The 12353-nt window shown below is 74.4% G+C and carries 13 protein-coding genes; 6 read left to right on the top strand and 7 right to left on the bottom strand.

Features of this window, described 5'->3' with window-relative positions; all coding sequences use genetic code 11:
• Positions 1-86: 86 nt before the first annotated feature.
• Both GPJ59_RS25650 and GPJ59_RS25645 read right to left on the bottom strand, forming a co-directional pair.
• On the bottom strand, positions 87-974 hold the full coding sequence (locus tag GPJ59_RS25650) for an SDR family oxidoreductase (RefSeq protein ID WP_374200899.1): 888 nt from the start codon (positions 972-974) through the stop codon (positions 87-89).
• Positions 975-1107: 133 nt separating this feature from the next.
• On the bottom strand, positions 1108-1872 hold the full coding sequence (locus GPJ59_RS25645; RefSeq protein WP_219670062.1) for an SDR family oxidoreductase: 765 nt from the start codon (positions 1870-1872) through the stop codon (positions 1108-1110).
• Positions 1873-1928: 56 nt separating this feature from the next.
• On the opposite strand from GPJ59_RS25645, the gene GPJ59_RS25640 reads away from it, so the two are divergent.
• The 4 genes from GPJ59_RS25640 to GPJ59_RS25625 are packed head-to-tail and all read left to right on the top strand — an operon-like array spanning position 1929 to position 5369.
• Positions 1929-2729: an enoyl-CoA hydratase family protein gene (locus tag GPJ59_RS25640; protein WP_219670061.1), complete on the top strand. Its 801-nt coding sequence runs from the start codon at positions 1929-1931 to the stop codon at positions 2727-2729.
• Positions 2726-3577, top strand: a complete 852-nt coding sequence (locus tag GPJ59_RS25635; protein ID WP_219670060.1) for a CoA transferase subunit A — start codon at positions 2726-2728, stop codon at positions 3575-3577. The genes GPJ59_RS25640 and GPJ59_RS25635 overlap by 4 nt, the downstream gene beginning before the upstream one ends.
• The gene (locus GPJ59_RS25630; RefSeq protein ID WP_219670059.1) at positions 3574-4311 is read left to right on the top strand and encodes a CoA-transferase subunit beta; all 738 of its coding nucleotides are present in this window, start codon (positions 3574-3576) and stop codon (positions 4309-4311) included. Before GPJ59_RS25635 ends, GPJ59_RS25630 begins: the two co-directional genes overlap by 4 nt.
• On the top strand, positions 4311-5369 hold the full coding sequence (locus GPJ59_RS25625) for an NAD(P)H-dependent flavin oxidoreductase (protein WP_219670058.1): 1059 nt from the start codon (positions 4311-4313) through the stop codon (positions 5367-5369). Before GPJ59_RS25630 ends, GPJ59_RS25625 begins: the two co-directional genes overlap by 1 nt.
• 297 nt (positions 5370-5666) lie before the next feature.
• On the opposite strand, the gene GPJ59_RS25620 is transcribed toward GPJ59_RS25625, so the two are convergent.
• The 5 genes from GPJ59_RS25620 to GPJ59_RS25600 form a co-directional block, all read right to left on the bottom strand.
• Complete coding sequence (locus GPJ59_RS25620) at positions 5667-7316, bottom strand: DEAD/DEAH box helicase (RefSeq protein WP_374200898.1); 1650 nt, start codon at positions 7314-7316, stop codon at positions 5667-5669.
• Between the two features lie 118 nt (positions 7317-7434).
• Positions 7435-7638: a cold-shock protein gene (locus GPJ59_RS25615; RefSeq protein ID WP_007263537.1), complete on the bottom strand. Its 204-nt coding sequence runs from the start codon at positions 7636-7638 to the stop codon at positions 7435-7437.
• 193 nt (positions 7639-7831) lie between these two features.
• Positions 7832-8989, bottom strand: a complete 1158-nt coding sequence (locus GPJ59_RS25610; protein ID WP_219670057.1) for an acetyl-CoA C-acetyltransferase — start codon at positions 8987-8989, stop codon at positions 7832-7834.
• A 53-nt stretch (positions 8990-9042) separates the two neighbouring features.
• Positions 9043-9642, bottom strand: coding sequence for a TetR/AcrR family transcriptional regulator (locus tag GPJ59_RS25605; RefSeq protein WP_219670064.1), 600 nt, complete (start codon positions 9640-9642; stop codon positions 9043-9045).
• Between the two features lie 113 nt (positions 9643-9755).
• Positions 9756-10538, bottom strand: coding sequence for an SDR family oxidoreductase (locus GPJ59_RS25600; protein ID WP_219670056.1), 783 nt, complete (start codon positions 10536-10538; stop codon positions 9756-9758).
• 113 nt (positions 10539-10651) lie between these two features.
• On the opposite strand from GPJ59_RS25600, the gene GPJ59_RS25595 reads away from it, so the two are divergent.
• Both GPJ59_RS25595 and GPJ59_RS25590 read left to right on the top strand, forming a co-directional pair.
• Entirely contained in the window at positions 10652-11806 is a 1155-nt protein-coding gene (locus GPJ59_RS25595) for an acyl-CoA dehydrogenase family protein (RefSeq protein ID WP_219670055.1), read from the top strand.
• Positions 11806-12353: acyl-CoA dehydrogenase family protein (locus tag GPJ59_RS25590; RefSeq protein ID WP_219670054.1), on the top strand; the 548-nt coding region annotated here is incomplete at its 3' end. The genes GPJ59_RS25595 and GPJ59_RS25590, both read left to right, overlap by 1 nt.

Below are 12353 nucleotides of genomic sequence, written 5' to 3'. Positions count from 1 at the left end.
CCCCGGCCAAGCCCCCCGCGCACGGGGCCGCGGCGCCGGTCGTCGCCGCGGGCCCGGACCGGGCTGCCGTCGTGGCGCCCGTAGCCCTACGCCGACCCGTACGCGGGCAGTGGCGGCGGGGTCGCGGCCAGGAGTTTCAGGGTTGCTTCGCCCGCTTCCGACGGGGTCCAGCGGGCGCCGTGGTCGGTCGTCGGGCCCGGGTGCCAGCCCTCCATGACCGTGATGCGCCCGCCCTCCGCCTCGAACACGCGGCCCGTCACGCCCGCCGAGGCCGTGGAGCCGAGCCAGACGACGAGCGGGGAGACGTTCTCGGGGGCCATGGCGTCGAACTCCCCCTCCCCCGGGGCCGCCATCGCCTCCGCGAAGGCGCCTTCCGTCATCCGGGTCCGGGCGGCCGGGGCGACGGCGTTGACCTGGACCCCGTACCGGCCCATCTCCGCGGCCGCGACCAGCGTCAGGCCGAGGATGCCGGCCTTGGCCGCGCTGTAGTTGCCCTGCCCGACCGAGCCCAGCAGGCCCGCGCCCGACGAGGTGTTGACGACGCGGGCCGCCACCCCCCGGCCCGCCTTGGCCTCGGCCCGCCACCAGCGGGCCGCGTGCTGCAGGGGCAGGAAGTGGCCCTTGAGGTGGACCCGCATGACCGCGTCCCAGTCGTCCTCGTCGAGGTTGACCAGCATCCGGTCGCGCAGGAAGCCGGCGTTGTTGACCAGCGTGTCCAGTCGGCCGAAGGTGTCCACCGCGCAGCTCACCAGCGAGGCCGCGCCGTCCGGGGAGGCGATGTCGCCGCCGTGGGCCACCGCCTGCCCGCCCGCCGCGCGGATCTCCGCCACGACCCGCGCCGCCGGGCTGTCGGGGCCCGGCCGCCCGTCCAGGCCGACCCCGAGGTCGTTGACGACGACCCGCGCGCCCTGCGCCGCGAACGCCAGGGCGTGCGCCCGCCCCAGCCCCCGGCCGGCGCCGGTGACGGCCACCACCCGGCCGTCACACAGGCCGGCGCCACCCCGACCCGTGCCACCCCGACCCGTACCGCCCGCCGCTCCGCCTGCCGCTCCCCTGCTGCCGGAGCTCCCGGAACCCGCACCGCCGAAACTCCCGACATCGCCCATCTCAGCCCTCCTTGTTGACCGTTGCCGCATCCAGGAACGCCGGCCGCTCCCCGCCGCCGTGCACGAGCAGGCTCGCCCCGCTGATGTACGCCGCCCGCGCCGAGGCCAGGAAGACCGCCGCCTCCCCCACGTCCGAGGGTTCGGCCAGCCGCCCCAGCGGGACGCTCGCGCCGACCGCCGCCACGCCCGCCTCGTCGCCGTAGTGCAGGTGGGAGAGTTCGGTGCGCACCATGCCCAGCACGAGGGTGTTCACCCGTACCTCGGGGGCCCACTCCACCGCCATCGAGCGGGCCAGGTTCTCCAGCCCGGCCTTGGCCGCGCCGTAGGCGGCCGTGCCCGGCGAGGGGCGGGTCCCGCTGACGCTGCCGGTCATGACCACCGAGCCCCGCGCGGCCCGCAGGTGCGGGTACGCGGCCAGCGAGGCCGTCAGCGGCGCCAGCAGGTTGAGTTCGACGACGCGCGCGTGCCGCCGCAGGTCCCCCTCGCGCAGCGGCCGGTACGGGGTCCCGCCCGCGTTGTTGACCAGGCAGTCCAGCCGCCCGTACCGGTCGGCCAGCGCGTCGAAGGCGTCCTGTACGGCGGCTTCGTCGCGCAGGTCGAGCGGGGTGAAGCAGGCGGTGCGGCCGGCTGCCTCGACCGGCCGGTCCGGCGGCCGGCGCGCGCAGACGACGACGCGGGCGCCCGCGGCGAGGAACGACCGCGCGATGCCCGCGCCGACGCCCCTGGTTCCGCCGGTGACGACGACGACCCTCCCGTCGAGCTCCATGGGCTGCTACCTTCCTCACCTAACAAATGTTTGGTGGAAAGGTAGCTGATCCTGTCATGGGTGTCTCCACCTCCGCCCCCGAAGCGGGCGTCACGCTCGTCACGGTCGACTTCCCACCGGTCAACGCCCTGCCCGTCAAGGGCTGGTACGCCCTCGCCGACGCCGTCCGCGCGGCCGGCCGCGACCCCGCGACCCGGTGCGTGGTGCTGGCCGCCGAGGGCCGCGGTTTCAACGCCGGCGTCGACATCAAGGAGGTGCAGCGCGACCCCGGCCACGGCGTGCTGATCGGCGCCAACCGCGGCTGCGCCGAGGCCTTCGCCGCCGTCTACGAGTGCGAGGTGCCGGTGGTGGCGGCCGTCCAGGGCTTCTGCCTGGGCGGCGGGATCGGCCTGGCGGGCAACGCGGACGCGATCGTCGCCGCCGAGGACGCGGTGTTCGGGCTGCCCGAGCTGGACCGGGGCGCGCTCGGCGCGGCCACCCATCTGGCCCGCCTGGTGCCGCAGCACCTGATGCGCGCCCTGTACTACACCTCGCGCACCGCGACGGCAGCCGAGCTGCACGGCCACGGCTCGGTGTGGCGGGTCGTCCCGCGGACCGGGCTGCGGGCGGCCGCGCTGGGGCTGGCGGCGGAGATCGCGCGCAAGGACGGGTACCTGATCCGGCTGGCCAAGGCCGCCATCAACGGCATCGACCCGGTCGACGTACGCCGCAGCTACCGCTTCGAGCAGGGCTTCACCTTCGAGGCGAACCTCAGCGGGGTCGCCGACCGGGTCCGCGACACCTTCGGCGCGCCGACCAGTCGTCCGGGCGCCCGGGAGGACGTAGCCCGGAAGGACGTAGCCCAGGAGGACGTATGAGCGACAAGACCATGACCCCCGACGAGGTGGCCGGGCGGCTGCGCAGCGGGATGACGGTCGGCATCGGCGGCTGGGGCTCGCGGCGCAAGCCGATGGCCCTGGTGCGGGCCCTGCTGCGGTCCGACGTGACCGACCTGACGGTGGTCTCGTACGGCGGCCCCGACGTGGGGATCCTGGCCGCGGCCGGCCGGATCAGGCGCCTGATCGCGCCGTTCGCCACCCTCGACTCGATCCCGCTGGAGCCGAACTTCCGGGCCGCGCGCGAGAGCGGGGCCCTGGCGCTGACCGAGCTGGACGAGGCGATGTTCATGTGGGGGCTGCACGCGGCGGCCAACCGGCTGCCGTTCCTGCCGGTGCGGGCGGGCCTGGGTTCGGACGTGATGCGGGTCAACCCCGGGCTGCGGACGGTCCGCTCCCCGTACGAGGACGGCGAGGAGTTCGTCGCCGTCCCCGCGCTGCGGCTGGACGCGGCGCTGGTCCACCTCAATCGCGCGGACCGGCAGGGCAACGGCCAGTACCTGGGCCCCGATCCGTACTTCGACGACCTGTTCTGCGAGGCCGCCGACACCGCGTACGTCTCCTGCGAGCGGATCGTCGCGACCGAGGAGCTGGCCAAGGCCGGGCCGCCGCAGTCGCTGCTGGTCGGCCGGCACAGTGTGACCGGGGTCGTGGAGACCCCGCACGGGGCGCACTTCACCTCCTGCGTCCCCGACCACGGGCGCGACGAGGCCTTCCAGAAGCTGTACGCGACCACGCCCTGGCCCGAGTTCGCGGCCCGCTTCCTGTCCGGCGGCAGCGAGTACGACTACCAGCGGGCCGTGGCGGCCTGGCGCGAGGAGCGGCGATGAGCACGGTGACCCGGGCCGAGTACTGCGTGATCGCCTGCGCCGAGGCCTGGCGCGGCGACGGCGAGGTGCTGGCCAGCCCGATGGGCCTGATCCCGGGGATCGGGGCCCGGCTGGCCCGCCGTACGTTCTCCCCGGACCTGTTGATGACGGACGGCGAGGCGATGCTGGTCGGCCCGGACGGGACGACCGTGGAGGGCTGGCTGCCGTACCGCCGGCACCTGGCCATGGTCACCGGCGGGCGGCGGCACGTGATGATGGGCGCGAGCCAGATCGACCGGTACGGCAACCAGAACATCTCCTGCATCGGGGACTGGGCCCGCCCCGCCCGCCAGCTGCTCGGGGTGCGCGGCGCGCCGGTCAACACGCTGAACAACCCGGTCAGCTACTGGGTCCCCCGGCACTCCCGCCGGGTCTTCGTCGAGCGGGTCGACATGGTCTCGGGGGTCGGCCACGACCGGGCGGCGGCCGCTGGTCCGTCCGCGAGCCGCTTCCACCGCATTCCGCGGGTGGTGTCCGACCTGGGCGTCTTCGACTTCGAGACACCGGACCGGTCGATGCGGATCGCCTCGCTGCACCCGGGCGTCACGATCGAGGAGGTGCGGGAGGCGACCGGCTTCCCGCTGGCCGCCGGCGCGCAGGTGCCCGTCACCCGGGAGCCGACCGCCGCCGAACTGCGGCTGATCCGCGAGGAGCTGGACCCGGCGGGGACCCGCGAGCGCGAGGTGCCGGCCTGATGCGGACCGCGCTGACCGACCTGGTCGGGGTCGAGCACCCGATCGTACAGACGGGGATGGGCTGGGTCGCCGGCCCGCGCCTGGTGTCCGCCGCCGCGAACGCGGGCGCGCTCGGCATCCTGGCCTCCGCGACGATGACCGTGGACCAGCTGCGGTCGGCCGTGCGCGAGGTGCGCTCGCGTACGGCGGGGCGGCCGTTCGGGGTGAACCTGCGGGCGGACGCGGGGGACGCGGCCGAACGCGCCGAGCTGATCATCGCCGAGGGGGTGCGGGTCGCGTCGTTCGCGCTCGCGCCGTCGCGGGAGCTGATCGCGCGGCTGAAGGACGCCGGGGTGGTGGTGGTCCCGTCGGTCGGGGCCCGGCGGCACGCGGAGAAGGTCGCCGCCTGGGGCGCGGACGCGGTGATCGTGCAGGGCGGCGAGGGGGGCGGGCACACCGGCGACGTCGCCACGACCGTACTGCTGCCGCAGGTGGTGGACGCGGTGGAGATCCCGGTGGTGGCGGCCGGCGGCTTCCACGACGGGCGGGGCCTGGCCGCGGCACTCGCGTACGGGGCCGCGGGCATCGCCATGGGCACGCGCTTCCTGCTGACCTCGGACTCGACGGTTCCGGACGCGGTCAAGGCGCGGTACCTGGCGGCGACGGTCAAGGACGTCACGGTGACCACGGCGGTGGACGGGCTGCCGCACCGCATGCTGCGCACGGACCTGGTCGACGCGCTGGAGCGCTCCGGGCCCGCGCGGGCCCTGCTGCGCGCCGTACGCCACGCGGCGGGCTTCCGGAAGGTGTCGGGCCTGTCCTGGGCGCAGATGGTGCGGGACGGGCTCGCGATGAAGCACGGCAGGGACCTGTCCTGGAGCCAGGTGCTGCTCGCCGCCAACACCCCGATGCTCCTGAAGGCGTCCATGGTCGAGGGCCGTACGGACCTCGGGGTCATGGCATCGGGGCAGGTGGCGGGGGTGATCGAGGACCTACCGTCGTGTGCGGAGCTTGTGGTCCAGGTTATGGGCGAGGCACGGGAGGTGCTGGAGAGGCTGCAGCGCACGCTTGTGCAGTGACGTGGTGGCGTGGTGCCGTGGTGCCGTGGTGCCTCGCTGCGGCTTGGTCTCGACTGCGGGCCGTCGGTGGCTGGTCGCGCAGTTCCCCGCGCCCCTGAGGGGGTGACTGGCGTCCGTCATCTGCGGGTCGTGCGTGGTTGCTCGCGCAGTTCCCCGCGCCCCTGAGGGGGTGACCGGCGTCCGTCATCTGCGGGCTGTGGGTGGTTGCTCGCGCAGTTCCCCGCGCCCCTGGCGGGCGGGTCGTGCGTGGTTGCTCGCGCCGTTCCCCGCGCCCCTCACGGGGCGCGGGGTGGGGTGTCAGGTGGTGGGGCGGCGGCGGCGGGAGCCGCCGTTGAAGGAGGCTGATGCGGCGGCTGCGCCGCGGCGGGGGCGGTCCTCGGGGGTGGCCTGGGTGCGGGCGCGGCGGGGGCGGTCGGCGGAGGTCGCCTGGTCCCCGCCGCGGCGGGAGCGGGCGGCGCCCGGCTGCTGGGTGGGGGTCTCGGTCTGGCGGGTGCGGCCGCGGGAGCGGCGGCGGCCTCCGGACGCGCCGGTTCCGGCCTTGCTCGCCGGGGCGGGCTGCTGCGGGACCTCCAGGACCACCGGGACGCCCGAGGGTTCGCGGGCTCCGGTCAGGCGGGCCAGTTCCTCGTCCGAGGAACGGATCTGGGCCGTGCGCGGGGTGATCCCCGCGTCGGACATCAGGCGGGCCATGTCGCGCTTCTGGTCGGGCAGGACCAGCGTGACGACGCTGCCCGACTCGCCGGCGCGCGCCGTGCGCCCGCCGCGGTGCAGGTAGTCCTTGTGGTCCGTCGGCGGGTCCACGTTCACGACCAGGTCCAGGTCGTCGATGTGGATGCCGCGGGCGGCGACGTTCGTGGCGACCAGCGCCGTGACCTCGCCCGACTTGAACCAGTCCAGGGTCCGGTTGCGCTGCGGCTGCGAGCGGCCGCCGTGCAGGCCGGAGGCCCGTACGCCGCTGGCGAGCAGCTTCTTGACCATGCGGTCCACGGACCGCTTGGTGTCCAGGAACATGATCACCCGGCCGTCGCGGGCGGCGATCCGGGTCGCGACGGCCTTCTTGTCGGTCTCGTCCAGGACGTGGAAGACGTGGTGTTCCATGGTCGTGACCGCGCCGGCCGACGGGTCCACGGAGTGGGTCACCGGGTCGGTCAGGAACATCTTGACCAGTTTGTCGATGTTCTTGTCCAGGGTCGCCGAGAACAGCAGCCGCTGGCCGCCTTCCTCCACCTGCTTCAGCAGCGCCGTGACCTGCGGCAGGAAGCCCATGTCGGTCATCTGGTCGGCCTCGTCCAGCACGGTGATCGCCACCTGGGCGAGGGTGGCGTCGCCGCGCTCGATCAGGTCCGCGAGGCGTCCCGGCGTCGCCACGAGCACCTCGGCACCGCGCCGCAGCGCGCCCGCCTGCCGGTTGATCGACATGCCGCCGACCACGGTCGCGATGCGCAGCCGCAGCGCCTGGGCGTACGGCTCCAGCGCGTCCGTGACCTGCTGGGCGAGCTCGCGCGTCGGTACGAGGACCAGCGCGAGCGGCGCCTTGGGCTCGGCGCGCCGGCCCGCCGTACGGGCGAGCAGGGCCAGGCCGAAGGCGAGGGTCTTGCCGGAGCCGGTGCGGCCGCGGCCCAGGAGGTCGCGGCCGGCCAGCGAGTTGGGCAGGGTCGCGGCCTGGATCGGGAAGGGCTCGGTGACGCCCTGGGCGGCGAGGGTCTTCAGCAGCGCCTCGGGCATGTCCAGGTCCTCGAACGCCGCCACGGGCGGCAGCCCGGGGGTGAGCGTCTCGGGCATGGTGAACTCCTGCGGCCGCGGCGGCTGCGCCGCGGCGCCCTTGGACTTCTTCGCCCCCTTCGACCGGCCCGCGCCGGCCTGCGGACGTCCCTGGGCGGCGGCGCCACGGACCCGGGCGGGACGGCGGCTGGGACGTGCGGAGCTGGAGCTGGAGCTGGTCGTCATGTGCTGGGAAGCCCTCCTGGAACCGGCAGGTGAGGAAAGTCGGAAGTCGGTCGGGTCGGAACAGCACGCAAGCCGGGGCCCGCATCTCGCGATGCGGGCCCCGGCCGTGCGTGGTGCGTCAGGCAGGCAGGATGTTCTCGGCCTGCGGGCCCTTCTGGCCCTGGGTGACGTCGAAGGTGACGCGCTGGCCCTCGGTGAGCTCACGGAAGCCCTGGGTGGCGATGTTCGAGTAGTGGGCGAAGACGTCCGGGCCGCCGCCGTCCTGCTCGATGAAGCCGAAGCCCTTTTCCGAGTTGAACCACTTCACGGTGCCGTTGGCCATGAGAATCTCCTGAATATAGGCAGGGCCCCATCCGGAGATGCCGGAAAACAATAAATGCGCCTGAGGAGCATTCCGTCAGGCGCACACAAGGTTCATGGGTACCACAACTGCAATGACTCCCAAGCTAACACATCCCGGCGCCGGGGCCCGGCGCCCGGGAGGTGTCCTGGCCCACTTCCGCCTCCGCCACGGGCTAGAGCCGCTCGATGATCGTCACGTTGGCCTGGCCGCCGCCCTCGCACATCGTCTGGAGGCCGTAGCGGCCGCCCGTGCGCTCCAGTTCGTGCAGCAGCGTGGTCATCAGCCGTACGCCCGTCGCGCCCAGCGGGTGGCCGAGGGCTATGGCGCCGCCGTTGACGTTGACCTTCTCCGGGTCGGCGCCGGTCTCCTTCAGCCAGGCCAGGACGACCGGGGCGAAGGCCTCGTTGATCTCCACCAGGTCGATGTCGTCGAGGCTCAGGCCGGTCTTCTTCAGCGCGTACGCCGTCGCGGGGATCGGCGCGGACAGCATGCGGATGGGGTCCTCGCCGCGGACGGACAGGTGGTGGACGCGGGCGCGCGGGGTGAGGCCGTGCACGGCGACGGCCCGTTCGGAGGCGATCAGCATCGCGGCGGCGCCGTCGGAGACCTGGGAGGAGACCGCCGCGGTGATCGTGCCGCCTTCCACGACGGGCTTGAGGGCGGCCATCTTCTCCAGGGTGGTGTCGCGGCGCGGGCCCTCGTCCGCCGTCACGTCCCCGTAGGCGACGGTCTCGCGGGCGAAGCGGCCCTCGTCGGCCGCGCGGAGGGCACGTCGGTGGGAGCGCAGGGCGAACTCCTCCATGTCCTCGCGGGTCACGGACCACTTGCGGGCGATGAGCTCGGCTCCGTGGAACTGGTTGACCGGCTGGTCGCCGTAGCGGGCCCGCCAGCCGCGCGAGCCCAGGTACGGGCCCTGGGTCAGGCCCAGCGGCTCGGCGGCCTGCCGGGAGGCGAAGGCGATCGGGATCATCGACATGTTCTGGGTGCCGCCCGCGACGACCAGGTCCTGGGTGCCGGAGAGCACGCCCTGGGCCGCGAAGTGGACGGCCTGCTGGGAGGAGCCGCACTGGCGGTCGACGGTCACCCCGGGGACCTCCTCCGGCAGCCCCGCCGCCAGCCAGGCCGTGCGGGCGATGTCGCCGGCCTGCGGTCCCACGGTGTCGAGGCAGCCGAGGACCACGTCGTCCACGGCGGCCGGGTCCACACCGGCGCGGGCCATCAGGGCGCGCAGCACGTGGGCGCCGAGGTCGGCCGGGTGGGCCGCGGCGAGCCCTCCCCCGCGCCGGCCGACCGGGGTGCGTACCGCCTCGACGATGTAGGCCTCGGGCATGGCTGCTGCTCCTTCACCAGGGGGCCGCGCCGGGCGCGGCCCACGGGGGACGTCTACGTACGGACGTACGGACGGACGGCGATCCCGTCCAGCACCATCGACAGGTACTGGCGGGCGATCTCCTCGGGGCTGTGCTGTCCGCCCGGCCGGTACCAGGACGCCGCGACCCATACGGTGTCGCGGACGAAGCGGTAGGTGAGCCGGACGTCGAGGTCGGCCCGGAAGACCTGCGCGGCGACCCCGCGCTCCAGCGTCCCCAGCCACGCCTTCTCGAACTTGACCTGCGAGTCGGAGAGGTAGTGGAAGCGGGGCTGGTCGGACAGGTGCCGGGCCTCCTTCTGGTAGATCGCGACGGCGGCGCGGTGCCGGTCGATCTCCCGGAAGGACTCGGTGACGAGCGCCTCGATGGTCTCCCTGGGGCCGAGGCCGGCCGCGAGGACGGCGTCGTAGCCCTCCCACAGCTCGTTCAGGAAGGTGGAGAGGATCTCGTCGAGCATCGATTCCTTGGAATCGAAGTGGTAGTAGAGGCTGCCGGCCAGCATGCCGGCCGCGTCGGCGATCTTGCGGACGGTCGTGGCGTTGTAGCCCTGGGCGGCGAACACCTCGGCGGCGGTGTCGAGGAGTTCGCGCCGGCGCTCGGGGGACGGCGTCACCTGGGCCTTCTTCTTCGCGCGGCTTGCGTGGCTCGTGTGGCTCGCGTTGTCCGCGTCGCTCGGGTTCTTCGGGTTCTTCGGGGTCTTCGTGGGCACGCGACCATTGTTGGTCCTCAGGCCCGCTGGCTGCTGACGGAGACCGTCTCGCCCGTCATGTAGGAGGAGTAGCCGCTCGCCAGGAACACGATGACGTTGGCCACCTCCCACGGCTCGGCGTACCGGCCGAAGGCCTCACGCGCCGTCAGTTCCTCCAGCAGCTGCGCCGAGGTGACCTTCACCAGGTGCGGGTGCATGGCCAGGCTCGGCGCGACCGCGTTGACGCGTACGCCGAAGGCCGCGGCCTCCAGGGCCGCGCACCGGGTCAGCGCCATCACCCCGGCCTTGGCCGCCGCGTAGTGGGACTGGCCGGTCTGGGCCCGCCAGCCGACGACGGAGGCGTTGTTGACGACGACTCCGCCCCGGCCGGCGGCCTTCATCGACCGCAGGGCGGCGCGGGTGCAGCGGAAGGTGCCGCCGAGGGTGACGTCGAGGACGGCGGACCACTGTGCGTCGGTCATGTCCACGAGGTCGGTGGTGCCGCCGAGGCCCGCGTTGTTGACCACGACGTCGAGCCGCCCGTGGAGCTGCTCGGCGTGCGCGAACAGGGCCCGTACCTGCTCCTCGTCGGTGACGTCGCAGGGCAGGGACGAGACGTGGTCGGCGCCGAACTCCCCGGCCAGCGCGGTCTCGGTCTCCTTCAGCCGGCGGGTGTGCGCGTCGCCGATGACGATCCGCGCGCCCTCCTCCAGGAAGCGGCGGGCGGTGGCGCCGCCGATCCCGGCCCCGGCGGCGGCGGTGATGACGGCGGTCCGGCCGGCCAGCAGGCCGTGGCCCGGTACGTACTCGACGCTGCTCATGCCGGTACGTTAACCTGCCAAACGCTTGTTAGGGAACCGCTTGTCAGGGAAGCAGGGGCGATGCCGCGCCGAGGGGAGACGGCCCCGGATGCGCGCAGAGGGGAGCTGTCCCGATGGACCTCACGCACAGCCCGGAGGTGACGGCCTTCCGCGAGGAGGCCCGCGACTGGCTCCGCTCCCACGTCCCGGCCGCGCCGCTGCCCTCCCTGGAGACCGAGGAGGGCTTCGCGGCCCACCGTGCCTGGGAGGCGCGCCTGGCGCGGGACCGCTGGTCGGTGGTCTCCTGGCCCGAGCGGTACGGCGGCCGGGGCGCGGACCTCGTGCGCTGGCTGGTCTTCGAGGAGGAGTACTACGCGGCGGGGGCGCCCGGCCGGGTCTCCCAGAACGGCATCCACCTCCTCGCGCCCACCCTCTTCGACCACGGCACCGAGGAGCAGCGCGCCCGCGTCCTGCCGCCCATGGCCCGCGGCGAGGTGGTCTGGGCGCAGGCCTGGTCCGAGCCCGAGGCCGGTTCCGACCTGGCCTCCCTGCGGGCGCGGGCGGAGCGCACCGACGGCGGCTGGCTGCTGTCGGGGCAGAAGACCTGGTCCTCGCGGGCCGCGTTCGCCGACCGGGCCTTCGGCATCTTCCGCAGCGACCCGGAGCCGGCGGCCGCGGGCCGTCCGCACCGGGGGCTGACCTACCTGATGTTCGACCTGCGCGCGCCCGGGGTGACGGTGCGGCCCGTCGGGCGGCTCGACGGTAAGCCCGCCTTCGCCGAGCTGTTCCTCGACCGGGTCTTCGTGCCCGACGGGGACGTGATCGGCGAGCCGGGGCAGGGCTGGAGGATCGCGATGTCCGCGACGGGCAACGAGCGGGGGCTGACCCTGCGGTCGCCGGGCCGGTTCCTGGCGGCCGCGGACCGGCTGGTCGGGCTGTGGCGGGAGCGGGGCGACCCGGCGGACACGGCGCTGCGGGACCGGGTGGCGGACGCGGTGGTGGGGGCGCGCGCCTACCAGCTGTTCACCTGGGCGGGCGCGGCGCGCTTCGCGGCGGGGCGGGCGGTCGGGGCGGAGTCCAGCCTGAACAAGGTGTTCTGGTCGGAGTACGACATCGCCCTGCACGAGACCGCGCTGGACCTGCTCGGCGCGGACGGCGAGCTGGCCGGGACGGCGTGGGCCGAGCCGTACGTCTTCGCCCTCGCCGGGCCGATCTACGCGGGCACCAACGAGATCCAGCGCGACATCATCGCCGAGCGGCTGCTCGGCCTGCCGAAGGGCCGCCGCTGATGCGCTTCCTGCCGACCGACGAGCAGTCGGACCTGGCGCGTACCCTGTCCGCCCTGCTCTCCGCGGCGGACGTCCCGGCGGCGGTCCGCGCCTGGTCGGCCGGGGACCACGGTCCGGGGCGCGCCCTGTGGTCGAAGCTGGCTGCGACCGGGCTGTTCGCCCTGGCGGTCCCGGAGGAGCACGGGGGCCTCGGCCCCCTCCCCGTCGAACTGGCCGTCTCCTTCATCGAGCTGGGGCGGTACGGCGTACCGGGCCCGTTGGTGGAAACGGCGGCCGCGGCGGCCCTGCTGCCGGCGAAGCTGCTGCCGGCACTGGCCGACGGAGCGACCTCGGCCACGCTGACGCTCCCGGGGGCCGGCCCCTACGCACTCGACCCGGACGCAGCCTCGCTGATCGTCACCGTCACCGTCACGGCGGGCGACGGCGGGGCCGGGGCCGGGGCTGCGTATCCGGTTCCGGTGCACGGGGCGGCGCACGCCGCGGGCGGGGCTGCGTACGACGTGTACGCGGCTCCAGGGCACGGTGGCCTGCTCGCCTCGGCCGATCC

The organism is Streptomyces bambusae, assembly GCF_019400985.1.
GTDB classification, from domain to species: domain Bacteria; phylum Actinomycetota; class Actinomycetes; order Streptomycetales; family Streptomycetaceae; genus Streptomyces; species Streptomyces bambusae_A.
Note: the sequence above shows the minus strand (reverse complement) of the source record. Positions and strands in the feature narration are given on the sequence as shown.